The sequence below is a fragment of the Moorella thermoacetica genome (genome assembly GCF_001267405.1).
GTDB classification, from domain to species: Bacteria; Bacillota; DSM-521; order Neomoorellales; family Neomoorellaceae; genus Neomoorella; species Neomoorella thermoacetica.
On the sequence record NZ_CP012369.1, the window covers coordinates 1,170,127 to 1,194,419 of the forward strand.

At 58.7% G+C, this 24,293-nt stretch carries 22 protein-coding genes and 1 tRNA gene; 7 read left to right on the forward strand and 16 right to left on the reverse strand.

Annotation, left to right across the window (positions count from 1 at the left end; genetic code table 11):
- Positions 1-11 precede the first annotated feature (11 nt).
- Positions 12-1,424, reverse strand: a complete 1,413-nt coding sequence (locus MOTHE_RS05875) for a DUF512 domain-containing protein (RefSeq protein ID WP_011392749.1) — start codon at positions 1,422-1,424, stop codon at positions 12-14.
- Between the two features lie 70 nt (positions 1,425-1,494).
- On the opposite strand from MOTHE_RS05875, the gene MOTHE_RS05880 reads away from it, so the two are divergent.
- Together MOTHE_RS05880 and MOTHE_RS05885 are read left to right on the forward strand one after the other, a co-directional pair.
- Positions 1,495-2,154 (forward strand): DUF47 domain-containing protein, encoded by a 660-nt coding sequence (locus MOTHE_RS05880; protein WP_011392750.1) that lies wholly within the window; start codon positions 1,495-1,497, stop codon positions 2,152-2,154.
- Positions 2,147-3,127: an inorganic phosphate transporter gene (locus MOTHE_RS05885; RefSeq protein WP_011392751.1), complete on the forward strand. Its 981-nt coding sequence runs from the start codon at positions 2,147-2,149 to the stop codon at positions 3,125-3,127. The genes MOTHE_RS05880 and MOTHE_RS05885 overlap by 8 nt, the downstream gene beginning before the upstream one ends.
- A gap of 87 nt (positions 3,128-3,214) precedes the next feature.
- Here the strand turns inward: MOTHE_RS05885 and MOTHE_RS05890 are convergent.
- The 4 genes from MOTHE_RS05890 to MOTHE_RS05905 form a co-directional block, all read right to left on the reverse strand.
- Positions 3,215-3,302, reverse strand: a tRNA-Leu gene (locus tag MOTHE_RS05890).
- A gap of 55 nt (positions 3,303-3,357) precedes the next feature.
- Positions 3,358-5,301 (reverse strand): pilus assembly protein PilM, encoded by a 1,944-nt coding sequence (pilM, locus tag MOTHE_RS05895; protein WP_011392752.1) that lies wholly within the window; start codon positions 5,299-5,301, stop codon positions 3,358-3,360.
- Positions 5,302-5,431: 130 nt separating this feature from the next.
- Positions 5,432-5,668 carry a hypothetical protein gene (locus MOTHE_RS05900; RefSeq protein ID WP_011392753.1) on the reverse strand — a complete coding sequence of 79 codons (237 nt, stop codon included), beginning with the start codon at positions 5,666-5,668 and terminating at the stop codon, positions 5,432-5,434.
- 1 nt (position 5,669) lies between these two features.
- Entirely contained in the window at positions 5,670-5,951 is a 282-nt protein-coding gene (locus MOTHE_RS05905; protein ID WP_011392754.1) for a hypothetical protein, read from the reverse strand.
- A 134-nt stretch (positions 5,952-6,085) separates the two neighbouring features.
- Between MOTHE_RS05905 and MOTHE_RS05910 the strand changes: the two genes are divergently transcribed.
- From MOTHE_RS05910 to MOTHE_RS05920, 3 genes are read left to right on the forward strand one after another with little or no spacing between them, the layout of a single operon-like run.
- Positions 6,086-6,808, forward strand: a complete 723-nt coding sequence (locus MOTHE_RS05910; protein ID WP_011392755.1) for an AzlC family ABC transporter permease — start codon at positions 6,086-6,088, stop codon at positions 6,806-6,808.
- On the forward strand, positions 6,805-7,107 hold the full coding sequence (locus MOTHE_RS05915; protein ID WP_201776981.1) for an AzlD domain-containing protein: 303 nt from the start codon (positions 6,805-6,807) through the stop codon (positions 7,105-7,107). Before MOTHE_RS05910 ends, MOTHE_RS05915 begins: the two co-directional genes overlap by 4 nt.
- A 37-nt stretch (positions 7,108-7,144) precedes the next feature.
- On the forward strand, positions 7,145-9,133 hold the full coding sequence (locus MOTHE_RS05920) for a molybdopterin oxidoreductase family protein (protein ID WP_011392757.1): 1,989 nt from the start codon (positions 7,145-7,147) through the stop codon (positions 9,131-9,133).
- Positions 9,134-9,314: 181 nt separating this feature from the next.
- On the opposite strand, the gene hemL is transcribed toward MOTHE_RS05920, so the two are convergent.
- The 10 genes from hemL to MOTHE_RS05970 form a co-directional block, all read right to left on the reverse strand.
- The gene (gene hemL / locus MOTHE_RS05925; protein ID WP_011392758.1) at positions 9,315-10,628 is read right to left on the reverse strand and encodes a glutamate-1-semialdehyde 2,1-aminomutase; all 1,314 of its coding nucleotides are present in this window, start codon (positions 10,626-10,628) and stop codon (positions 9,315-9,317) included.
- A gap of 51 nt (positions 10,629-10,679) precedes the next feature.
- Positions 10,680-11,687, reverse strand: a complete 1,008-nt coding sequence (gene nirJ2, locus MOTHE_RS05930) for a putative heme d1 biosynthesis radical SAM protein NirJ2 (protein WP_011392759.1) — start codon at positions 11,685-11,687, stop codon at positions 10,680-10,682.
- A 103-nt stretch (positions 11,688-11,790) separates the two neighbouring features.
- The gene (gene hemB / locus MOTHE_RS05935) at positions 11,791-12,765 is read right to left on the reverse strand and encodes a porphobilinogen synthase (protein WP_053094782.1); all 975 of its coding nucleotides are present in this window, start codon (positions 12,763-12,765) and stop codon (positions 11,791-11,793) included.
- 5 nt (positions 12,766-12,770) lie between these two features.
- The gene (locus MOTHE_RS05940; protein WP_053094783.1) at positions 12,771-13,949 is read right to left on the reverse strand and encodes a radical SAM/SPASM domain-containing protein; all 1,179 of its coding nucleotides are present in this window, start codon (positions 13,947-13,949) and stop codon (positions 12,771-12,773) included.
- Positions 13,950-13,976: 27 nt separating this feature from the next.
- The gene (cobA, locus tag MOTHE_RS05945) at positions 13,977-15,539 is read right to left on the reverse strand and encodes a uroporphyrinogen-III C-methyltransferase (RefSeq protein WP_053094784.1); all 1,563 of its coding nucleotides are present in this window, start codon (positions 15,537-15,539) and stop codon (positions 13,977-13,979) included.
- A complete protein-coding gene (gene hemC, locus MOTHE_RS05950; protein ID WP_053094785.1) occupies positions 15,520-16,461 on the reverse strand; it encodes a hydroxymethylbilane synthase in 942 nt (313 codons plus the stop codon). Before hemC ends, cobA begins: the two co-directional genes overlap by 20 nt.
- A complete protein-coding gene (gene hemA, locus MOTHE_RS05955; RefSeq protein ID WP_011392764.1) occupies positions 16,458-17,783 on the reverse strand; it encodes a glutamyl-tRNA reductase in 1,326 nt (441 codons plus the stop codon). The genes hemC and hemA overlap by 4 nt, the downstream gene beginning before the upstream one ends.
- Positions 17,759-18,403, reverse strand: a complete 645-nt coding sequence (locus MOTHE_RS05960; protein ID WP_011392765.1) for a precorrin-2 dehydrogenase/sirohydrochlorin ferrochelatase family protein — start codon at positions 18,401-18,403, stop codon at positions 17,759-17,761. Before MOTHE_RS05960 ends, hemA begins: the two co-directional genes overlap by 25 nt.
- The gene (locus tag MOTHE_RS05965; protein ID WP_011392766.1) at positions 18,403-19,371 is read right to left on the reverse strand and encodes a polyprenyl synthetase family protein; all 969 of its coding nucleotides are present in this window, start codon (positions 19,369-19,371) and stop codon (positions 18,403-18,405) included. The genes MOTHE_RS05960 and MOTHE_RS05965 overlap by 1 nt, the downstream gene beginning before the upstream one ends.
- An 82-nt stretch (positions 19,372-19,453) precedes the next feature.
- On the reverse strand, positions 19,454-21,952 hold the full coding sequence (locus MOTHE_RS05970) for an O-antigen ligase family protein (RefSeq protein WP_011392767.1): 2,499 nt from the start codon (positions 21,950-21,952) through the stop codon (positions 19,454-19,456).
- A gap of 198 nt (positions 21,953-22,150) precedes the next feature.
- On the opposite strand from MOTHE_RS05970, the gene MOTHE_RS05975 reads away from it, so the two are divergent.
- Positions 22,151-23,197, forward strand: coding sequence for a ComEC/Rec2 family competence protein (locus tag MOTHE_RS05975; RefSeq protein ID WP_011392768.1), 1,047 nt, complete (start codon positions 22,151-22,153; stop codon positions 23,195-23,197).
- Positions 23,198-23,297: 100 nt separating this feature from the next.
- The gene (locus tag MOTHE_RS05980) at positions 23,298-23,516 is read left to right on the forward strand and encodes a DUF3006 domain-containing protein (RefSeq protein WP_011392769.1); all 219 of its coding nucleotides are present in this window, start codon (positions 23,298-23,300) and stop codon (positions 23,514-23,516) included.
- Between the two features lie 12 nt (positions 23,517-23,528).
- Here the strand turns inward: MOTHE_RS05980 and MOTHE_RS05985 are convergent, their stop codons facing one another.
- Positions 23,529-24,290: an N-acyl homoserine lactonase family protein gene (locus tag MOTHE_RS05985; protein ID WP_011392770.1), complete on the reverse strand. Its 762-nt coding sequence runs from the start codon at positions 24,288-24,290 to the stop codon at positions 23,529-23,531.
- Positions 24,291-24,293 lie beyond the last annotated feature (3 nt).

Consider the following 24,293-nt stretch of genomic DNA (forward strand, 5'->3'; position numbering starts at 1 on the left):
AAGGGCAATTTTTATACCAGTTCCACTGGAACGCCGGTACTTGCCGCCAGGCTCAGGTAATGCTCACCAACCAGGTCCCGTCCCCGGTAGTCGAAGGCGATGGACGGGAGGATGATGAGATCAGCCGGGCCATTATTCTTCTGCCAATCCTGCCAGGCGGCCTGGAAATCAGCCAGGGTTAACAGGCCGGCACAGCCGATGGACCCGCCGAAGAAACGGCTGGGGGTGACGACTACCTCCAGGGAAAGAGATAGTCGGGCCACGGCCTCCTTTATCACTGCCACAGCCAGCCTGGAAGTAAGGATTAAAACCTTCCGGGCGCCGTGGCGCCGGCATGCCTTTTCTACTTCCGGCAGCAGGTCCGGGTCGAAATCCCAGGCAAAGGTCAAACCGCTGCCCTCCCGACCCACCTCCAGCTCATAAAGTGCCCCCCGGATACCCTCCAGTTCTGAGCTGCTTCTCGTATTTTTCACTTGTTGCCCGCCGGTTAACTTTATTTCAGCGGGGCCGTAATTTTTTCCCTGATGCCTGCCGACCAGGAGGCGCCGCCGGCCGGGGACGGCGGCCCACCGGTAAGCCTCTACCCGGCTGCGGGGCTTTTGGCCATCTATTTCCAGGATCAGATCGCCCCGCTTCAACCCGGCCCTGGCTGCTGGCGTTCCGGGGATAGCTCCTTCTATTTCCGGCAGCAGGTTGTCAAGAAGAGGAGGTTCCAGTAACAGGGGGACATCGGTTAAAGAACGGAGTTGTTCCAGCTCCTCCTCTATTTGCCGGCGGAGGCCAGGGGGAAAACGTAGCTCTGGCGGAGCCAGCCGGGTGTAACCGGGTAAAAAAACACGGATGGTCCTGGCCCCCGCCCGGGCCAGGTAGAGGATAGTTTCACGAAAATCGTCCCAGCCCACCAGCCATGGACAGGCCACCAGGCTGCCTTGGTAGATTATCCCTGCCTGCTGTAAAGCCATGGGAGCCTGGAGAGCAGCACCGGGATTCCTATCTCCCATCAGCCGCCGGCGTCCCTCCGGGCTGGCACTGTTGAGGGAGAGATTTATTTCCAGGGGCTGCAAATCAGCCAGTTCTCTGATCAAGTTCGGGGTTAAGAGGGTGCCGTTAGTGGTAATCTCCAGCCTTGCCCGGGGAAAACGCCGTCGTACTTTACGTATGATTGCCAGAAAATCGGGATGAGTCAGAGGTTCTCCCTCAATCAGCCGGGTGGCTGACTCGCCGATTACTATTTTTCGGTCACCGTCCAGGTAATCCAGGAGGTTGTCTATCTCCTCGCCCTTGAGTGGCTGCAGGCGCCAGGTTTCAACTCCCGGGGGGTTCTGGCGATGGCTGCAAAAAAGGCAGCCCAGGTTGCAGGTGGAGGTGAGGGGGAGGATATTGTACCTGGAAGCTGTCATTAGGGCCAGGTGAAAGTTATCCACGTTTTTCCACCTTATCAAGAAAATTATTTAATGGTCCCTGCTATGCATATGATTAAACCGGGGGTACCCGATGTTCAGGTTTAAAGGTATTGATGATGAGTTTTTCCATTTATTTGAAGAGGCGGCAGCTGCCCTGCACCGGGCTGTCCAGAGTCTTAAATATACCTGGGAACACCATGACGCTTCTCCCGAAAACCTGAAGGTCCTGGCGACCCTTAAGCCCGGGGTTGAGAGGATCACCGGAGCGATCATCAAGAAGCTTGGTGAAACCTTTATAACCCCCTTCGACCGGGAAGATATCTACGGTTTAGCCCGGGGGTTTAATGATATAGCCTTAACAATAAATAGTGCGGCCTTAAAAATGACCCTTTACGAAACGGGTCGCCCTCCCCGGCGGTTGCTGGAACTGCTGGAGGTCCTGGTCAATACGACCGGCACATTAAAAAAATTGGTGACGGCTATGCGAAACCTTAAAAAGAATACGGTTTTAATTTTACGCCTGGTGAACTCCATTAAAAAATACCGGGATCGCGGGGATGAATTATACCACCTGGGCCTTGGGGAGCTGTATAAAAGCCGTGAGGGTTATTATACAAACCTCAATAAGGATTTTCAAGATTTACTGGCAGTTATGAAGTGGAAAGAGGTATATGATCAAGTACAGGCTATCGCCCGCGAGTGCGCCGAGGTTGCTAGATTGATTCTCGGGATTGCAGTGAAATATGCTTGAGTTACTTTTAGTAATCATCCTGGCCCTGGGGTTTGACTTTATCAACGGTTTTCACGATACCGCCAATGCTATTGCTACCTCCGTCGCCACCAGGGCGCTCACCCCCTCCCGGGCTATTATTATGGCGACCGCCCTCAATTTTGGCGGCGCCATGGTCAGCACCAGGGTTGCCCGGACCATTGGTAATAATATTGTCAGCCCCGCTTCCCTCGATAATCAAGTAATAATTGCCGCCTTAACAGGCGCTATAGCCTGGAACCTCTTTACCTGGTACTTCGGCCTGCCCAGCAGTTCCTCCCACGCTCTTATCGGCGGCCTGGCCGGGGCGGCAGTCACCGGGAAAGGTCTGGCCGTGCTCAACACCCGCGAACTGGTAGAGAAAATCGTTCTTCCTTTGTTTGGCTCGCCGCTCCTAGGCTTTACAGCCGCTTATGCCCTTATGACTTGCATCCTTTTGCTGGCAGGTTATACCCCACCGCGGCGATTAAACGGCCTTTTCTCACGACTGCAGGTTTTGTCGGCCGCCTTTGTGGCCTTCAGCCATGGCTCCAATGATGCCCAGAAGTCTATGGGCATTATTACGGCCGCCCTCCTGGCCAGGGGGATAATCCCCTCTTTCCAGGTGCTCTATCCGGTGATCGTTGCCTGCGCGGCGGCCATGGCCCTGGGGACTTCCCTGGGGGGGTGGCGGATTATCAGGACGGTGGGGTCCAGGATTATTAAACTGGAACCCATCCACGGTTTTGCTGCAGAGACCTCAGCAGCCATAGTTATTATCTCTGCTTCCCTCATTGGTAGCCCGGTCAGCACCACCCATGTTCTTTCCGCCGCGGTGATGGGGGTCGGGGCGACCAGAGAGTTCACGGCCGTGAGGTGGAGGGTGGCCAGGAGCATGGTCCAGGCCTGGATATTAACCGCTCCCATGGCGGCCTTGGTAGCCGGGGTCGTATATAATTTGCTGGCTTTGGTGTAAGCCATTTGAGGTCTACCGGCAAAGGGTAGCAAAATAAAAATATAACAAAACAGGCCACCTTTTCAGATGGCCTGTTTTGCTTAATGATGGTGCGGCAGAAGGGATTTGAACCCCCACCCTGTAGATCAGGACTAGAACCTGAATCTAGCGCGTCTGCCAATTCCGCCACTGCCGCATATCTTTGACTCCCCCAGGAGCAAGTTATATTATATCAGCCCGTAAGCCGCCTGTCAAGGGTCCCAGCGCAATGTTACGGCATCGCCTTCTGCCAGGGGGGTGGTGAACTCCGCCGGGCGGCCGTTGACCTCCATGACCAGGGTCTTGCGGCCTGGCGGCGGGCTTGAGGGGAAATCCAGGTAGTTAAAGACATCGGTAAATAAGGCTTCTCCCGCCTGGACCCTGAGGGTGGCCGGCCTGCCGTTAATGGTGATGTTGATGTTCCGGCCTGTCGCCCCGGCACCGGTGACCAGGTTATCGCCGTCTTTAATTGGGGCCTCCGGCCGTACCTGCTGGCCGTTTAAAAGGACGGGTCCGTCTAAGGGCTCTCCCAGGTATTCCAGGACCCGGGCCACGGTGTCAAGGGGGTTATAGGTGATCCGGGCCTGATCCTGGACTGGCGTCCGGTAATCGACCCGATTACCATTCATAATAATCTCCGGTTCCAGGGTTATCCGGCGGCCATTAAAGGTAATGGTTTTAGGGGCCAGTTCCGGTACCAGGTCGCCAACGGTACCCCAGGCGTCGGCGCCATCTCGTCCAGGGGTGACGATAATGTGATCCCCAGCCTTGACAACGGTTTCCAGGGTGGCCGGGGCCTCATTAACCAGGATTTTACCCGGCTCCCCGGGCTGGCCGCGGAGAAAGGTTAGACGGCCGTTGACCTCTACTCCCAGGCCCCTGCCGGGACGACCATAGAGGTGGCGGGCCGGGATACCCGCCGCCAGGAGCGCCTGGGTAACAGTCATTTGCTGGCCGGCCAGGAAATGAACCGGGCGGCCGTTGACAATGACCCGCGCCAGGCCCAGGCCTTCCCGCTTCAGGGCTGTTATGGCGATGCCTATGGGGGTAATAGCCTGGGGCCCCTGGAGATTTTTGGCACCGCTGATGCCGTTTAAGACCTCCCGGCCTCGCACAGCCACTCTCTCGGGGGAAATCTCCAACTGGCCGGCCAAGGCTGCCGCCAGCCCCGGGGTCAGGCTACCACCGCCGATCAGGAGGACGGCCTGGGGCGGCTTTCCGTTGAGGAGGATGATCTGGGTGGCAACCTGCCGGGCCAGTTCGGTTACTGCCGGTTTAATTATCTCCATCAGCTCTGCTGCTGCCAGGGTGTGTCTCTGGCCGACGACGTCGGTAAAAGTCAGGTTCTCCCGGGTCGATAACTGCCTTTTGACCCTTTCAGCCGTGTTAAAATCCAGGATGAGGGCCGAGGCCAGGGCTTCCGTAATTTCGTCGCCGGCCGAGGGGACCATGGCGTAACCGCTGATGGTACCCTGGCCGGTGATGGCGATATCCGAGGTGCCGGCCCCGATGTCCACCAGAGCCAGGTTCAGGCCCCGCATGGCAGCCGGTACGGCTACGGCACTGGCGGCAATGGGCTCCAGGGTGAGGGAGTGCATGGCCAAACCCGCTCGCTCCAGGGCCGTTACCAAGGAATCGACCACGACCCGGGGCAGAAAGGTGGCTATTACCTCGGCGGTCATACTCTGGCCCCGCTGCCCCACCAGGTTGCCGATGGGGTGGCCGTCTAAATTGTAGCCAACTACGCTGTAGCCGACACAGTGATAGGCCAGTGGTTGTTCGCTGGCCTCCAGGAGGAGCTTTTCGGCCTCCTGGACAGCCGCGGCCTCCAGGGCCAGGACGGCCTGGGGGGCTATTTCCTGAGCCGGCGATAACTGGGACGTAGCGCTGGCCCGCCAGGTTTTTAGAGCCCGGCCTGCTGCCGCTACGGCTGCCTCTTTTAAAGATATATGTAACTTTTTCTCCAGCTGCCCCTTAACGTCCTGGATGGCCAGGGCTACCTGGGGGATATCGTGAATCTGGCCGTCAAGCATGGCCCGCTGCTGGTGCTCGACAACCGCCGCAGCCTGTATATGATATCCCTTTTTCCCCTGGGCCAGGACCAGGCCGGCAACTTTGCGAGTACCTACATCCAGGGCAAAGATTGCTTCAGCCATAAAATAGCCTCCTTTGGAAGGAAACTCAGATTTATTTCTCCTAAATTAAAGGGAAATCCTCTTTCTTCCCGGAAATATTACCCGGGTGACAAAAAAAGCAGGAGTATGGCTCCTGCACCTTTAACCTGTACTAATCTTTTTCACTGTAAGGGGGATATCCCGAAGGTCCCGCCGGGCCGGGATACCAGCCGCCGTGGGAAGTCAGAATTGACTGCAGGGCGCGCATTTCTTCCCTTTCACGTTCCATCATGGCCCGGATAATTGCTCGCAGTTTTTCCGAGGGAGCACCGGCAGCAATTTCGGACCAGAGGGCCAGTTCCGTTTGATCGAGTTCCAGGACACGCCGAATTTTATCCCGCCAGTCCATTTTAACCCTCCTCAACTTCCTTTTTATCCGGCTTTTCACTCACGGCATAAGGTGGGTCGGCGTAGGGCGGGCGAGGTGGCGGCGGGTAAGGCGGATACGCCTGCCAGCCGTCGCAGGCAGCCAGGATGCCATCCCAGAGACTGGCCTCCCGCATCTCCGAAGCAATCATCCCCAGCATCTGGTGGGCTACAGGTACCGGTGCCTCCCGGGCCGCTTCAGCAAATAACTTGATTTCTTCCATGTCCAGGTCAAAAGCTCTTCTAATCTTGTGTAACCAATCCATCCAGTTGCCCCCCTTTATTTGATTTACATTCCACTATATGCCAGATGCTTCCGGAGGGTGATGGTTATATCACAACGGGATTGACGTTGAATGGGGCTTATTATAAGATTGAACAGGTAAGGAGGGGCTTGCTGGTGCATCCACAGGCAGAAGCAAGTACTATAGAAGAGAATTTTAGCTTTTATTTCACCCAGGGGTTCCGGGCCGCCCTGCCCATTGTCCTTGGTTATTTACCCCTGGGTTTTGCCTATGGTGTCCTGGCCCGGGAGGCAGGGTTCAGCCTTTGGGAGACGGTACTTTTGTCCGTGTTTCTCTATGCCGGTTCCGGCCAGTTTATCGCCGTCAGCCTCTTCAGTAACGGCGTTGCCCTGGCAGCTATTATTTTTACCGTCTTCCTGGTAAACCTGCGGCATCTTCTTTTCAGTGCTTCCTTTGTTCCCCACCTGCGGCGTTTCAAGCCGGCCGTTCTAGCTCTCCTGGCGGCCGAGATTACCGACGAGACCTTTGCTGTCGCCATCAGTCACTATGCCGACCACGATCCCCGTCTTCCCTATCACTTCGGTCTCCACCTGACAGCCCACTCGTCCTGGGTCCTGGCTTCTTTGCTGGGCGGGCTGGCCGGCAACCTCATAGGTGATCCGGCTCGTTTCGGCTTTAACTTTGCCCTGCCGGCCATGTTTATCATCCTCCTCGTTATGCAGTTAAAGGATAAAAAGACACTGCTGGTCGCCGGGCTGGCGGCCATCTTTTCCGTCGCCATCGCCATGGTTTGGCCTGGGAACTGGAACATTATCCTGGCTACTGTCCTGGCAGCTACACTGGGGGTGATCCTGGAACCATGGACAGGTAAATCTTGATCCTCATCCTGGGTACGGCCCTGGTAACCTACCTGCCGCGCATGCTCCCCCTGGTTGTTTTAAGCCGTGCCCGGCTGCCGGAGGTTTTTTTGCGCTGGCTGGGCTTTATCCCTGCGGCTGTCCTGGCCGCCCTCCTGGCCCCGGGGTTGCTGTTGCCCCAGGGTAAACTGGCTCTTACCGGTAACCCTTACATCCTGGCGGCCATTCCGGCCGGTCTCGTGGCCGTCAAGACCCGCAGTATGGCCCTGACCATCGTGAGCGGTATGGCGGCCATGGTGTTATTTCAGTACTGGTTATAGGTAATTTTAGAGCCGGGAAGAAAGGGAGGTTTAACTGTTGACCGCCTATCATTCTGTCTGCCCTTTCGACTGCCCCGATGCCTGCGGCCTGCTGGTGGAGGTTAATGATGGCCGGATTACGGGGGTCAGAGGGGACCCGGAGCATCCCTACACCAGGGGCTTTATCTGCGCTAAGATGCGTTATTACGGTAAACTGGTGCATTCTCCGGAACGTATACTCACGCCTCTGAAACGTAGCGGTCCCAAGGGGAGCGGCCTCTTTACACCTATCTCCTGGACCGAAGCCCTGGAGACCATTGCCGGACGCTGGCAAAAAATTATGGCTGACTATGGCTCCGAGGCCATCCTCCCCTATTCCTATGCAGGGGTCATGGGCCTGCTCCAGCGCAACGCCGGCCATGCCTTCTTCCACCGATTGGGGGCTACGGAACTCCAGTGGACTATCTGCTCCCCGGCGGCAGAAGCTGGCTGGCAGCAGGTGTTGGGGGCGACCTGGGGCAATGACCCGGAGACAATTGTAGCTTCGGACCTGGTCATTATCTGGGGAATGGATCCGGCCGCTACCAGCATCCATTTCCTCTCCCTGGCGCAGCAGGCCCGAAAAAATGGAGCCCTAATTGTTGTTATCGACGCCTATCGCACCCGTACGGCGGCCCTGGCCGACGAGGCCATCCTGGTGCGGCCGGGAAGCGATGCCGCCTTGGCCCTGGGTTTAATGCAGGTCCTGGTGACAGAAGAAATGGTGGATAAAGACTTTCTCGCCGCCCACGTTCTTGGCTACGAAGAACTCCGGGATAAAGTTCTCCCCCTTTATACCCCGGACCGGGTCGCCGCCCTTACCGGGGTGCCGGTAGCGACCATTGTCAACCTGGCCCGGGCCTACGGGCGGGCCAGGGCGCCCTTCATCCGCATCGGTTACGGCTTTTCCCGCCACCGTGGAGGCGGTATGGCGGTACGGGTCATTGCCTCCCTGCCGGCCCTGGTAGGGGCCTATGGTAAACACGGCGGCGGAGCCCTGCAGAGTTCAGGTACCGGCAGCGCCGTCAGGTTGGAGGTCGTGACAAGACCCGACCTGCGCCGAAAACCGGTACGGGCCCTAAACATGGTCCAACTGGGCCGGGCTTTGACCGGCAGCCTGGAGCCGCCTGTTATGAGTCTTTATGTCTATCACGGCAATCCGGCAGCCGTGGCACCGGATCAAAACCGTATCCTGGCGGGCTTGCGGCGGGAGGATCTCTTCACAGTAGTCCATGAGCGTTTCCTGACGGATACGGCCCTCTATGCCGATATCATCCTGCCGGCCACCTTTTCTGTGGAACAGGAAGACCTCTACCGCAGTTACGGCCACTATTACGTCCAGCGCAGCCGGGCCATCCTTCTTCCCCCCGGGGAAGCGAAGAGCAACTGGCAGACCTTTTGCCTCCTGGCTCAGTCTTTGGGTTTTGAGGAGGATATTTTCCGGCGTTCCGAAGCCGAAATGGTCGCAGCGCTGATAAAGGAGATCAAGCTGGAAGCAGAGGACCGGGAAGCCCTGGCTGGCGGCAGGCCTGTAAAACTAAAACCTGCGCCTGGTTTTGCCACCCCCAGCGGGAAGATCGAACTCCTGCCGGCCGGGGCGGGGCTACCAGGTTACCGGGAGCCGGATGACGGCCATATTGTTGAGCGCTACCCCTTTCAACTCTTGACAGCCCCGGCCCATTTTGCCCTTAATTCTAATTTCTGGCAACTGGAAGAACTCCGGCAGCGGGTGGGTGGCCCCTGGGTCCTCGTGAACCCGGGAGACTGCCAGTGCCGGGGGCTGGTGGAGGGGGCCTGGGCCCAGGTGGCCAACCAGCGCGGTTCCTGCCTCCTAAGGATAAAGGTCAGTTCCGATGTGCCCCCGGGTATCGCCGTCGTCCCGGGCGTCTGGTGGTGTCAGCACTCACCTGGTGGCCATAATATCAACAGCGTTATCGGCGATGAGTTAACCGACCTGGGCGGCGGAAGCACCTTTAATGACCATCGCGTAGATATCCGTCCGCTATAACCAAAAACCAACAGGGCCTTGAACGTCATTGCTCAAGGCCCTGCTGGCTCAAGGAGGTCTTTGAAGAAGTGAGTGTGTATTCCTAGTATAACCTCCCCGGTAAATGTTATACATGGTTACCAGAAAAATTTTTTATAAACCGATTCGGGGGCAGCGATTGGTGTTATCATTGCACCAACGGTTAGCTATCACCAATGGCAATCCCTTTAAAAGCCTCACGGGCGGCGGCGATGGTGCAGTCGATGTCATCCTCCCTATGGGCCAGGGACATGAAGGCAGCCTCAAACTGGGAGGGGGCCAGGTAAATGCCCTGACGCAACATAGCCCGGAAAAAGGCGGCAAAGGCCCTGGTGTCGCTGGCTGTGGCTGTGGCATAATCCGTTACCGGTCCCGGGTTGAAGAAGGTAGTGAACATGGCTCCCACTCGGTTGAAGGTTACCGGCACCCCGGCCTCTGCAGCAGCTTCCTTAAGTCCCTTTTCCAGGCGGGCGGAGAGACTTTCCAGGCGTTCGTAAGTGCCTGGTTTTTTTAATACCTTCAGGGTGGCCAGACCGGCGCTTACGGCCAGGGGGTTGCCGGACAGGGTGCCGGCCTGGTAGATCGGCCCCGACGGGGCCACCCTCTCCATGATCTCCCGCCGGCCGCCGTAGGCTCCTACCGGTAGGCCGCCGCCGATAATCTTGCCCAGGCAGGTGAGATCAGGTCTAATGCCATAGAGGGCCTGGGCGCCGCCAAAGGCAACGCGGAAACCGGTCATTACTTCATCGAAGATTAACAGGCTGCCGTATTCTTTCGTTATGGTCCTTAACCCGGCCAGGAAACCCGTCAGGGGTGGCACACAACCCATGTTACCGGCTACAGGCTCAACGATCACGGCGGCAATCTCTTCCCCTGCCTTCTGGAAGATATCCTCCACGGCCGCCAGGTCGTTATAGGGGGCGACGATGGTGTTGGCGGCTACGGTTGCCGGGACGCCAGGGCTGTTGGGAATGCCGAAGGTCAGGGCTCCGGAACCGGCCTGGATGAGGAAGTAGTCGGCATGGCCGTGGTAACAACCGGCAAACTTGACGACCTTTTCCCGGCCGGTATAACCCCGGGCCAGGCGCAGGGCGCTCATGGTCGCCTCCGTACCGGAATTTACCAGGCGGACCATCTCTACGGCCGGCATGGCGGTAGTGATTTCCCGGGCCAGCTCGTTTTCCAATTCCGTAGGGGCGCCGAAGCTGGTCCCCATCTCGCGCAGGGTTTTTTCCAGGGCGTCTACGACCTCCGGATGGCGGTGCCCCAGGATCAGGGGACCCCAGGAAGAAACGTAGTCGATATACTTATGGCCGTCTATATCATAGAGATAGGCCCCCTCTCCCCGCTGGATAAAGGGCGGGGTCAGGCCTACGGATTTAAAAGCCCGTACCGGGCTGTTGACGCCGCCTGGCATGAGTTTGACAGCCTCGGCAAAGGCGGCTGCCGAGCGGGGCCAGGCTTCCGAATCAGTCAAGGATGATCCCACCTTCCCAATATTTATTCTCCGATTATCGCACGGCGGGATTTAATTGTCGTGCGCCGCCGCGTCCTGCCGGCCCTGGTAGAGGCACCAGGGTTCTTCGGCCATATAATCGCCGTGATAATACCAGGCCCGGGCCCGGCAGCCGCCGCATATCTTTTTATAGCCGCAGCGACCGCAACCGCCGCTGTACTCTTCCGTGCGCAGGCGCTGGAAGACCGGGCTCTCCCGCCAGAGTTGGCTGAAGGGTACCTCCCGCACGTTGCCCACCGGCAGGTTCAAGTAGGCGCAGGGCTGGACATCCCCCCGGGGGCTGATGATGCAATAGGCGATACCGGCCAGGCAGCCGCGCTGGTAGCGCACCGGTATCCCCAGCTGGCGGGCCAGACGCATAAACTGGGGAGCACAGGTAGGCTTTAACTCGATCTTCACCTGTTGCTGCTTTTGTAAAATGCGTTTAAGGGTGGCCTCGTATTCGGCGGCCCGCAGCGACTCGGCTTCGATACTCGCTGCCCGGCCGGTGGGCACCAGGAAAAAGAAGTGATGGGCCACGGCTCCCAGTTCCACCGCCAGATCGGTCAGTTTTTCCAGTTCGTCCTGATTCCAATCAAATACAGTTGTATGGACCTGGAAGGGAAGGCCGGCTTCCCGGCAGGCCGCCATTCCGGCGACGGCCTTTCGCCAGGCACCCTCCTTTTGCCGCAGGCGGTCGTGGCGGGCGGGATCGCAGCTGTCCAGGGAGATGCCAACGGCCAGGGCTCCGGCAGCCTTTAATTCTCGGGCCAGTTCGGTGGTGAGGAGGGTACCATTGCTTCCCAGGACCGGGCGCAACCCCCTGGCTGCCGCCCGGCTCACCAGCTCCGGCAGGTCGGGCCGCAGCAGGGGTTCGCCGCCGCTAAAGATCATAATCCTAAAGCCGGCTTTGGCGGCTTCGTCTATTAGATTGCCGGCCTCGGCGGTGGTCAACTCGTCCTCTACCCTGGCGCCGGCATCCCGGTAGCAGTGATCGCAGTAAAGATTGCACTGGTTGGTCGTATTCCAGGATAAAAGCACGGCTTATAAAACCTCCTTACTGCCGGCAGGACCTGTCCACCATGGAGGGGTGCCCCGTCCGGCAGCGTGGCCGCCATCACCCTTCCCCCTATCAGGGGTGAGATCATTTAAGCCACTTGACTACATCTTTAGCGTAATAAGTGATAATAAGATCCGCACCGGCCCTTTTGATGGCCGTCAGGGCTTCGAGGACGCTCTTCTCTTCATCCAGCCAGCCGTTGGCGGCGGCGCTTTTCAGCATGGCGTACTCGCCACTGACCTGGTAGGCCGCCAGGGGGACGTTAAAGTTATCTTTCACCCGGCGGATTATATCCAGGTAAGGCAGGGCCGGTTTCACCATGACCATGTCGGCCCCCTCCTGGAGGTCGAGTTCCACTTCCCGCAGGGCCTCGTCGCTGTTGGCAGGGTCCATCTGGTAGCCCCGGCGGTCGCCGAACCGGGGTGTCGAACCGGCAGCATCCCGGAAGGGCCCGTAAAAAACGGAGGCATACTTGGCCGAGTAGGCCAGGATGGGGGTCTGGGTAAAACCGTTGGCGTCCAGGAGCTTGCGGATGGCCCCCACCCGGCCGTCCATCATATCCGAGGGCGCTACGATATCGGCCCCGGCTTCGACGTGGGAGAGGGCGGTTTTAGCTATTAACTCCAGGGTAGGGTCGTTGAGGACCTGGCCGTCGTCCACCAGGCCGCAGTGGCCGTGGCTGGTGTACTCGCACAGGCAGACATCGGTGATGATCAGGAGTTCCGGGTAGGCCTTTTTCAGGGCCCGCACGGCCTCCTGGACGATGCCGTGGGGGTCGTAAGCCCCGGAACCGACCTCGTCCTTGGTAGCCGGGATGCTGAAGAGAAGGACTGCCGGGATGCCGGCGGCCACCACTTCCCCGGCTTCCTGTACCAGATTATCGATGGAAAGCTGGTAAACGCCGGGCAGGGAGGGTACGGGATTCTTTACTCCCCGGCCGTGGATGGCAAAGAGGGGATAAATCAGGTCGCGGGGGTTAATTTCCGTCTCCCGGACCATGGCCCTCAGTGTTGCGTTCTGCCGCAGGCGCCGCGGCCGGCAAATAGGAAAACCGGTCATCAAAACTACCTCCTATCTGATATTTCCCCGTCCGTCAAATAACAGGCTGGGTCGGATTCCCAGAAGTCGCCGGTGACGCTTTCCGCCCGGGCGCGGCAGTTGCCATTGCACAAGTCCAGCCAGGCGCAGGTACGGCAGCGACCCTTCAACAGGGGTTTGCGGTCCCGCAGGCCCTTCAGCAGGGGGTTGCTGAGATCCGTCCATATCTCGCCGAAGGGGCGTTCCCGGACGTTCCCCAGGATGTGGTGCATGGTGAACTGGTCCGGATGGACGGCACCGGCCCAGTCGACGGCGCCGATGGCGATACCGCTGCGGTTACCGCCATTCAGGCGCAATAGCTCCCGGACGGCCACCGCCCGTTCCGGGTCTTCCCGGATTAATTTCAGGTAGAGGTAGATTCCGTCGGCATGATTGTCCACCGTTAAAATCTCGACTTCCCGGCCCTGCTTTTTCAGGCGCCTGGCGGCTGTAATCAGAAAATCCATAACCGCCCGGCTTTCTTCATGATTCAGGTCTTCAACGGCCAGTTCACTGCCCCGGCCGCTGTAAACCAGGTGGTAGAAACAGGCCCGGGGAATGTTCTCTTCCCGGATCAGGTAAAAAATTTCCTCCAGCTGGTCGACATTGGCCCGGCTGATGGTAAAGCGCAAGCCCACCCGCTGGTCTACCGCCAGGCAGTTGCGGATGCCTTCCAGGGTTGCCTGGAAGGCCCCCTTCACGCCCCGGAAGGCGTCATGTTTGGACTCAATGCCATCCAGGCTGATACCCACATAGCTGATGCCGATTTTTTTCAGTTCCCGGGCGGTGCTGCGATCAATAAGGGTGCCGTTGGTGGAAAGGGTGACCCGCAGTCCCCCCTTGACGGCGGTGGCCATCAGGTCAAAGATATCCGGCCGTACCAGGGGCTCGCCCCCTGATAAGAGGAGGACCGGCACCCGGAAAGCTACCAGCTGGTCCAGGAAGTCCCTGGCCTCCGGTGTCGTCATTTCGTCCCCGGCCACCCCGCTCCCGGCACCGGCATAACAATGCCGGCACTTGAGGTTGCAGTCCCGCGTGCAGTTCCAGACAACCACCGGCCCGCTATCCCGGCGGGCGCCGGCCGTCGCCTCACGGACAGCCTGGCTGTAACGCAGGTTGTCGCCAAAGTAGTTATCATCAAAAAGCAGCTTTGTGAGACTGATCAGTTTTCCTCACCCGCCTTGCGGTTACTCTTAAAGGCTCCGGGATTGGTTGCTATCTCCGCCCCCGGCCCTTATGGTTGTATAATAGTTTTCCATGGCCCGCACCAGCCCCTCTTCTGTATACTCGCCGGCCGTGGCGGCTACCTGCAGGCCGGCCTCCCGGGCTGTGGCCGCCGTGACCGGGCCGAGGCAAAAAACGTCTATTCCTTGCACTAAATCCAGGGCCCCGTCCTCGAGCAGGTCAAGGAAGGCCCGTACCGTCGAAGAACTGGTAAAGGTGACGGCGGCTACTTTACCGGCGGCCAGCATTTCTTTAAGGGACCCGGCGTTTTCTTCATTCTTTACCGTCCGGTAGGCCGTTACCTCCGTTACTTCTGCCCCCTGGCGGCGGAGGTCCACGGCCAGGAAGGGCCGGGCGATATCAGCCCGGGGTAGGAGAACCCGCCGGCCCCTGACCCGGGGTCCCAGTCCGGAAGCCACGGCTTCGGCTACATATTCCCGGGGTTGCCAATCGGTCAGGAGGCCCCGTTCCTTCAGGGCACGGGAAGTGGCCGGCCCTATGGCCGCAATCCTGATTCCGGCCAGGGAACGGATATCCTGGTGTCGTTCCAGAAGTCGTCGCCAGAAGTAACGGACACCGTTGGCACTGGTAAATATGATCCAATCAAACTCCCCGATAGCGTCCAGGGCGGTATCTAAGGGGTGCCAGTCGGCCGGAGGTTCCGTCCTAATCACCGGGAAATTTATGACTTCCGCCCCCAGGTCCGCCAGGCTTCGGGTCAAGCCTTCTGCCTGGGCCCGTGGGCGGGTAACGATCACCCGCCGGCCAAAGAGGGGTTTATCCTCCAGCCAGGCCAGGGTTGAACGCAGGTTGACCACCTGGCCGATGATGATAATGGCCGGGTTGCGGAAGCCGGCTTCCTGGGCCCGGCCCTCGATATCCGCCAGGGTGCCGGTCAGCGTCTCCTGCTCGGCCCTGGTGCCCCAGCGGATGAGAGCCACCGGTGTATCGGGAGAGCGACCGCAGGCCAGGAGGCGGCTGACAATGTAGGGCAGGTTGGCCATACCCATTAAAAAAACCAGGGTGTCAACGGCCCGGGCCAGACCCTCCCAGTTAATGGCGCTGTTTCCTTTCCGGGGGTCTTCGTTGCCAGTTATGAAGGCCGCCGTTGAAGCCAGGCCCCGGTGGGTTACCGGAATACCGGCATAGGCCGGCACGGCCACGGCGGCCGTGACCCCTGGCACTACTTCGAAGGGGATGCCGGCAGCTCGTAGGGCCAGGGCTTCTTCCCCGCCGCGGCCAAAGACAAAGGGGTCGCCCCCTTTAAGGCGCACCACCTGTTTCCCCTGCCGCGCCAGGTTCACCAGGAGGTCGTTGATCTCGTCCTGGCTTAAGGCATGGCGATCCGGCGCTTTACCGACGTAGATCTTAACAGCCTCCGGCGGGGCATATTCCAGTAAAGCAGGGTTGAGCAAGCGATCGTAGACTACAGCCCCGGCCCGGGCCAGGCACTCCCGTCCTTTGACAGTCAACAGGCCCGGGTCGCCGGGGCCGGCACCAACTAAAAAAACTTTACCCCTGGTATTTTCCACTTTGGGCCTTAACCTCCTGCAAAATCTCACCCGCACCCCGGGCGAGGAGTTTCCGGGCCAGTTCCCGGCCGGCAGCCTCCGGGTCCCGGGTACTCCCGGAAGCAATATCCCGCAGCATTTCCCGGCCATCCAGGCTGGCCACCATTCCCTGCAACACCAGGGCAGTATCCTCCACGGTGGCCAGGGCGGCGATGGGAACCTGGCAGCCTCCCTCCAGGGCGCGTAAGTACGCCCTTTCCGCCCGGACGGCGGCAGCTGTGGGGGGATGGTTGATGGCGGCCACCAGTTCGGCCACCCGGCGGTCGCCGGCCCGGATCTCCACGCCGATGGCCCCCTGACCTACGGCCGGCAGGCAGATATGGTAGGGAATGGGTTCCCCCAAAACCTGGCCGTGGTTCAGTCGCTTCAACCCGGCGGCAGCCAGGACAATGGCCGTCAAACCGTCCCGTTCTATTTTGGCCAGGCGGGTGGGGACATTACCGCGCAGGTCGACCAGTTCCAGGTCCGGCCGGGCATAGGCCAGCTGGGCCTTGCGCCGCAGGCTGCTGGTTCCTACCCGGGCCTTAATGGGCAGGGTGGCCAGGGTGTAACCCTCCGGGGAAACCAGGACGTCGGCCGGGTCTTCCCGTGGCCCGATGGCGCCGATGACCAGGCCTTCCGGCAGAGTCGTGGGCATGTCCTTCATGCTGTGGACGGCCAGGTCGATAGCCCCGTCCAGGAGGGCCAGTTCCAGTTCTTTGGTAAAAAGGCCCTTATCGCCAATCCGCGCCAGGGCCACATCGAGAATTTTATCCCCCTTGGTTTTAAGGGTTACCAGGCGGCAGCTAAGCCCGGGCCAGGCCTTCTCCAGGGCCTGGATCACCCAGCGGGCCTGCCAGCGGGCCAGTTCGCTCTCCCGGGAGCCCACTTTAATTTCAATCAATACTTCCGGCCTCCTTCCACCGAAACGGCCATATCCGGGCCGGGGAGGGTGTGATCGACCCTCAGCTCGAAAAGTTCCTGCAATGCCTCTACATAGAGGTGACCCCGGGGGGTAAGTGCAGCGGCTTTTAAATTGACAATGGCGTCATGGAGGAGCTGGTTTACAATAGTTGTGGCCATGGAAGTGATTATCTTTTGCTCCCTGGTTGTCAATTGCCCCAGGCGGTTACAGGCTCGGCGCACCTCGGCATTTTTAATAGCCTCGGCCTTTTCCTTCAGGGCCACAATGGTGGGCACGACATAGAGGGATCCCAGCCACTGGAAAAAGGCCTCCGCCTCGGCCGCAATAATCCCCTCCGCCTGCCGGGCTGCTTTTTTCCTTTCCTCCAGGTTGGCCAGGACCACCTGCTGGAGATCGTCAATATCATAGAGCTTTACCCCCGGCAGGTCGCCGGCGGCAGGTTCGATATCCCGGGGTACGGCAATATCAATGAGCATCAGGGGCACCCCGGGGCGCGCCGCCACGGCCCGGGCCACCTGGTCCCGGTGCAGGATATAATGGCTGGCCGCCGTACAGCTGATGACGATATCAGCCCGGGGTAAATAATCCTCCAGGGCGTCCAGGCGTACGGCCTGTCCGCCTATGGTGGCAGCCAGGGCCACGGCCCGGTCGTAAGACCGGTTGGAAACCAGAACAGTAGTGACGCCTTTATCCTTAAGATAACGGGCCGCCAGGGTGCTCATCTTTCCGGCGCCGATTACTAAAACCGTCCGGCCGTCCAGCTCATCATGAAAAACCTGGCGGGCGAGTTCTACGGCCGCATAACTGACGGATACTGTATTGGCATCAATCCGGGTCTCCGTGCGCACCCTTTTGCCGGCGTAAATAGCCTGCTGCCAGAGGGTGTTGAGGACGTTATTAGTAGTCCCCGTTTCCCGGGCCACCTGGTAGGCTTCGGCTACCTGGGCCAGGACCTGGTCTTCACCCAGGATCATCGAATCCAGGCCCGCAGCCACGCGGAACAGATGGCGTACAGCATGGTGAGTATTTAAAGTATAGAGATACCCTTCCAGGTCTGCCAGGGCCAGCTTACAGGAGCGGCCCAGGAAGTTTTTAGCCGCCTTTAGGCCAGCTTCCTCCTGGTTACAGGCTATATATACTTCAGTGCGGTTGCAGGTACTGAGAATAACGCAACCCTCAACGCCAGCCTCTTCCTTTAGACGGCATAAAGCAGGCGGCAGGCCGTGACGAGCAAAGGCCAGCTGCTCCCGGATAGCTACCGGCGCCGTGCGATGATTTAGACCGGCGGCAACGACAAACACTGCTTGACCCGCTCCTTTGCCAGTTCTTCTTTACCCCGGGCCACCAGGCGGAATAGGATTTCATCACCGGCCAGGCGGCGCAGGAGTTCCTCCCGCCTTTTTTGATCGTTGGGCCAGACGCTTTTGAGCAGGGGGCGTATTTCACCTAAAAAATCTACCCAGGGCCCGTACTCCGGGCCAATTTCGGCTTCTAGCTGCTTACGTAACTGGCGGGCCAGGGCCGGGCTCTTGCCGGCGGTGGAGATGGCTATCTGTAAATCGCCCCGCCTGACAACCGCCGGGACGTTGAAGGTGCATAACTCCTGGTTATCGACCACATTAACCAGGATGCCGGCCTGGTGGCAGGCTACGGCTATCCGCGCGTTAAGCTCGGGATCATTGGTAGCAGCAAAAACCATGGTCATACCCTTCAGGTCGCCCTCCCGGTACTCCCGCCGCCACCATACTACCTGGCTGGCCAAGGCCAGGTCGGCGAGGGTACGGGTAACTACAGGGCTGACCAGGGTGATTCTGGCCCCGGCTTCCAGTAAATTCAAAACCTTACGTTCACTAACAGTACCGCCTCCAATCACCAGGCAGGGGCGGTCAGTCAGGTCAATAACCAGTGGGTAAAAGCCCATTAAAAACCACGCGTCCTTATATAATACGTCAGGCTTGTGAGGGTATCCCTGGCCACACCCGGAGGCAGGTAGGATGCCTGCTTTCTGGCCCTTTCCAAATACCCCTCAGCTATATCCAGGGCATACTTGATACCGCCACAATCCTTGATAAGCTGGATTGCTTCCTGGATCTCCGCCTGGGTTTTATCCCTCTTCCCCAGGAGATGGATGAGTTTTTGTTTTTTGGGGCTGGCCTGCAGGGCATAAATGGCCGGCAGGGTAATAACCCCCTGACGCAGGTCACCGCCAATGGGCTTACCCAGCTGTTCCGGGTCGGCTACCATATCCAGTACGTCATCGGTAATCTGGAAAGCCAGACCCAGGTTGCGACCATAATAGCGCAGGTGGCGTATAGTCGCTGTGTCCGCCCCGGCGGCAATAGCTCCCAGCTCACAACTAGCGGCTATCAACAAGGCGGTTTTGCGGTAAATGCGATCCAGGTAATCCCGTAGGGTAATATCCAGGTCGAAGGCCGCTGCCATTTGCTGGATTTCCCCTTGTACCATCTTCACACTGACACTGGCCAGGACCGAGGGTATTCGCGGGTCGTCATAGGTAGCTACCAAAATCAGGGAACGGGCAAAGAGATAATCACCGGTATGCAGGGATAGCTCCTGGCCCCACCGGGCCCAGACCGTCGGTCGTCCCCGCCGGATGGGGGAAGCGTCAATAACGTCATCATGGACCAGGGTGGCCATATGGATCATTTCCAGGGCCACCGCCAGGGGTAGGATGCGTTCCAGGGGGGCGCCGCAACACCTGGCCGCCAGGATGGCGAAAGCCGGGCGGAGTCTTTTTCCCCCCGCCTGGACCAGGTGGCGGGCGGCCTGGCTAAGAACCGGGTCCGGGGCGTCCACCTGCCGTAAGAGTTCGGCCTCTACCTGTTGTAAATCGGCTTGTACCTCCTGCCAGAGGGCTAACTCCTTCATAATTTCATTATACCACCTGTAGCTTTTCTTGCCGAGTATTTTTCCCCATACACGCTCTTTAGCATCGCGTGGCGTGTCTTTACTATTTAGAGAGAACAGGCAGAGTTTTTAACTGGTCGTATTCCTTAGCCAGGCTGGTGTTGGTCTTCTGGACTTCGGCCAGCAACCGGCTAGACAGGAGGCCGTCACCATGGTGAAAGGCCATGACGGCCTGCCATAGCCGGGCCTCGGCCTGCAGGTTGGCGTCCCTTGCTGCCGCCTCAAGATTAATAGCGGCTTCTTTTTCCTGACCCAGGAAGTACTGGGCGATCCCTGCGCGGAGCTGAATGGCGGGACTGAGGGCTACTCCGCCGGGTTGATGGAGGTCTTTAAAATCTCCCAGGGTATCCACCTTGGCTTGGATAGACTCCGGCAGGGCCGCCGCTTCCTGGAACATTTGCCGGGCCCTATCCTTCTGTCCGGCCTGAAGGTAACTGATGCCGGCGGCATCGTAAACCTGACCCAGGTTTTCCCAGACAGCGCCGACCCAGGGGGCCAGTTGCCGGGCCCTTTCCATGGTGGCCACGGCCTCCTGAGCCGACCCCTCCTGCCAGTAGACTTCAGCCAGGCGGTTTAAGATTGCCAGATTATAAGGTTCTTTGGCGCTGGCAGCCAGGGCCTGGTTCAGGGCCTCCTTAGTTTTTCCTTCTTGTAGATAAATACCTGCCAGATCGCTGTTATAAGAAGCTGTAAAGGGATCGTAACGGCTGGCCTCTTCCAGGTAAGCTGCCGCAGCTGGGAGGTTGTTTTGCTGCAGGGCGGCAGTAGCCTGGCGGTAACTGGAAACCCCGGCCAGGTACGAGCCGGCAAATAGAATCAGCACCAGGGTTGCCAGGGAGACGGCTGTTATACAGGGCAATTGCCGGTTCTTAAAAATTAACGGTGGGAGGGCCGGCTCCGGCTCCAAACGCTGGCCTTCAAGGCTACGGGCCAGGCCGAAACAGGCCCAGAGCATTATCGACACCGCCCCCAGGGCCAGGTCAAAGTCAATGGCCGCGTGAAGTCCCAGGTTGACGGCAGCTGCGCCGACGGCCAGGGCCTGGAGGCGACCTTGACCCTGGCTATGTCGGTAGTTGCCGGCCGTGACCAGGAGGAACAACAACCACACCGCCGCTAGGACGACCAGACCGACCAGACCTGCTTCTACGGCCACCTGGGCATAATCGTTATGCACCTGGGTGGAGTTGTAGTAGTACCGCTGGTACTGGCGATAGGCTGCTTCCCAGCCGCCGCCGCCAAAGCCCAGGATGGGGCGCTGCCGCACCATCTGCAGGGCATCCTGGGTCCAGATAATCCTCTCCCGGCTGCTCCTGGTCTTAAGGTTAATATCCTTGAGGCGAGATACAACCTGGGGCGGCAGGATTTTGCCCAGGACGCCGGGGACCTGTCCCCCGGTAGATGCCGCGCTAATTCCCGGCTGGTGCAGGACAAAGACGGCAGCGCCTCCTACCAGGATGACCAGTATAACCAAACCGGCTGCCATCCTGGCCCGGGGGGTCGTTAAAACCCTTCCGGCCCCCTGGATAAGCAACTGGCCAACTAGGGCCACCATCAGCCCCAGGGTAAACCAGCCCCAGGCCTGCCCGTGGGCCTTGGCTAAGGCCAGGGGGATAAAACGGGCAACGCCCAACAGGGCGGCGGCGCCGCAGGCCACCAGGTGGGCCAGGGTATTCAGCCGGTAGCCGCCCGGCGCCAGCAACCAGTACAGGAAAACCACCGCCGGGAAAATCAGGTAGGCCCCACGGGAGCCAGTCCCCAGGAAGACCATGAGCAAGAGGTAGTTGGCGGCAGCGTAACCATAGCGCCACCGGTTTCCTGACCATGCCCAGAGATAAAAACCGATGATGCTGGCGGCGCCGACATAACTGGCCAGGGCGTTGGGATATTGCAGGGTGGAGAAAAAACGACCGCCAACAAACCCGTCTTTAATGTAAACCAGATCGGTAGCCGCGAGGAGGGCGGCCAGAGCCGCACCAACACCGGCCAGGTAAAGGGCATGCAGCAGGTAAAGGGTTCGGCGCTGCCCTCCCAGGCGCGAAACAAGCCAGAAGGTCAAAAAATAGAGCAGCACCTTCGCGATCTCGGCCATGGCCAGGCCCCGGCTAGCCGGTTTTATGGCCGCCAGGATATAGACCACTACCAGGGCAGCCGCCGCGAAATCAAGGGGCCGGTTGAGAAAGGCGATCTCCCGGCGGGAAAACTTCCACAGATAAGCGAAGAAAAAGATGACGGCAGCCAGTATCAGCGTCCAGCGCTGTTCCACCGGGAAGAACAGGCCGCGAAAGAAGGGCGGGTAGAAAAGAAGCAAAATTAGCCCGCTAAAGGCCAGGGCAAATAAAGTTCGATTACCCTTATCCGGCCAGAAGGTCTCTTCAGCGACCTGATCTTCCGTCCGGCGGCGCCAGGGGGACACCTGGCTACCAGCGTCACTTTCCCCGTGCGCCTTATTATCCGTCTTGGTTTTTCGCCCTTTATTGACGGCACTCTCCAGGGAAATAACCTTTCCCCTGCCGTTGTCTTTAATTTTCTTTTTATGTGCCATTGGACGGCCCCTTTCCTATGACTGCTTTCTCTCCCTTCTATTCATTCGCCGCCGATCAGCCTTTTCCTGCCAGGAGGGAGAATCGAGGCCCTGGCGAGATTTTTTTGACGCCGCGACCGGCAGGTGCTATTCTTTAAAAAGAAGGGAACCCGCCCGCCAGGCGGTTTGGTAGTTTGCCAGCATATCGGGGGAGAAAAAATGATGACATTAAGCATTCTGGCCCTGCTGGTGGCCGTTTTGCTAACAGTAAACTCCGGCTGGTACTTTATCCGCCGCGCCGGTAAAAAAGCCAGGCGCCAGGCCCTCTATGCCCTCCTGGCGTTTATCATTTCCGTAGCGGCAGCTGCCGGCCATCCCGGTGGAGGTCCGGGCCCGTCCGGCAGCCTACAGTCCCAGCCACGCAGCCAGGCCCAGGCCCCTGTGCAGGCGCCAGCCGGTACACCCCTGTCGCGGGAATCTCAGACGAACCCTTCTCCACGCCGGGAAGAAGCCGGTAAATTACGCGTCCATTTCCTGGATGTAGGCCAGGGTGATGCCATCCTGGTGCAATTGCCCGGCGGCCAGAATATTTTAATCGATGCCGGCACCAATGAAGCCGGTCCTGTTGTGGTCCAGGACCTGAAACAGTATGCCGTTGCAAAACTTGATTATGTCATCGGGACCCATCCCCATGAAGACCATATTGGCGGCCTGGACCAGGTCATCAATACTTTTCCGGTAGGCAAGGTTTACCTGCCCAGGGTGACCAATAATACGGCTTCCTACAGGGAACTGCTGCTGGCAATAAAAAACAAGGGCCTCAAGGTTACAGAGGCCCGGGCCGGAGTTAGCATCCCCCTGGGCGACGGCGTCCAGGCCCTTTTTATCAACCCGGCGAAGAAAAACTATGATGACTTGAATGACTGGAGCGCCGTCCTGCGCCTGACTTATGGGCAAACCTCTTTTCTCTTTACCGGCGATGCTGGCAGCGCCGCCGAGGAAGAGATGCTGGCCAGCCACCAGCCCCTCAGGGCCGATGTGCTTAAAGTAGCCCACCATGGCTCCCGTACCGCCACCGGCACCGCCTTTTTAAAGGCCGTAGCACCTGCATACGCCGTCATCTCCGTCGGTAAAGGAAATGACTACGGCCATCCCCATGCCCAGACCCTTAAGCGCTTGCAACAGGCCGGGGTTAAGGTATATCGCACCGACCGCGATGGTACCATAACGGCCGTCTCCGACGGCCGGGAGGTAATCATGCCCTGACCCTTGAGACGAAGACCCGCCCCCCTTTCCGGCCAGATCGATAAACCCTTTGAGTTTTATACAACAAATGGTTTCAAGTAAAGAAAGGAGCACTATAACCATGCGCCGCCACGAATTGCTGGTTATTGACCGTTTTGAAGATGATATGGCCGTTATCGAATACGGCCAGCGCACCTTTAACCTCCCCCGTTCCCTCTTGCCCCGGGCCGCCAAAGAGGGTGATGTAATTAAGCTTGCCGTCGTCTTGGACCCGGAAGCCACCGCCAGGCGCAAAAAAGAAGTCCGCTCCCTGGCGGACGAGGTGTTTGAGAAGGGATAAAACGCCTTTGCGTTATTTTTTAATTGCCGGGAAGTGTTCCCGCTGGAATTTCTGGATTCCTGGATCATGGCCGGCCAGGATATAATCGGCGTACTGACGGATTCTGGCAAAGCTTTCAAAGTTGGCGCCAACATCGGTTACTATACCCACTGGCCGGTCCTCATTAATATTTTCTACCAGGTTGACAACGTCACCGGAAACACAGACCACACCCTCGGCTGTTTTCACCAGTACCGACTGGTGGCCCGGAGTGTGCCCGGGGGTTGGAATGAGTTTGACCCCGGGGACCACATCGGCATAGCCGTTGACAAATCGCCAGGCGAAGAAGTCCACACCCCGCTGGTCGTAAAGGAAGCGGGTGTCGTTGTAAATCCATTCCTGGCTTTTCAATGGATGGAAGGCATATTCCCATTCCAATTGTTGGACATAGAAAACGGCATTTTTAAAGATACGGTTATTTCCAACATGGTCATAGTGTAAATGGGTATTGATAACGATATCCACTTCTTCCGGGTCCCATCCGGTAGCCTTTTTCAAAGCTACAGCCATCTTTTCATCTTCCTGCTGCTGACAGGGATCCACGTGCTCATTTACCCAGTTCCGGTCGTGGATGCCGGTGTCGACAACGATTTTTGCCTCCGCGCCGATAATGGCTGCCGCCCAGATGGGAATGGTAATCATTTTACCGAAGTCCTTGGCATAGGTCAGGGTCGATTTGTCGACATAGAGTTCGCCCATCTTAAGAGCAACAACTTGTAAGGGGTTAATTCCCATACT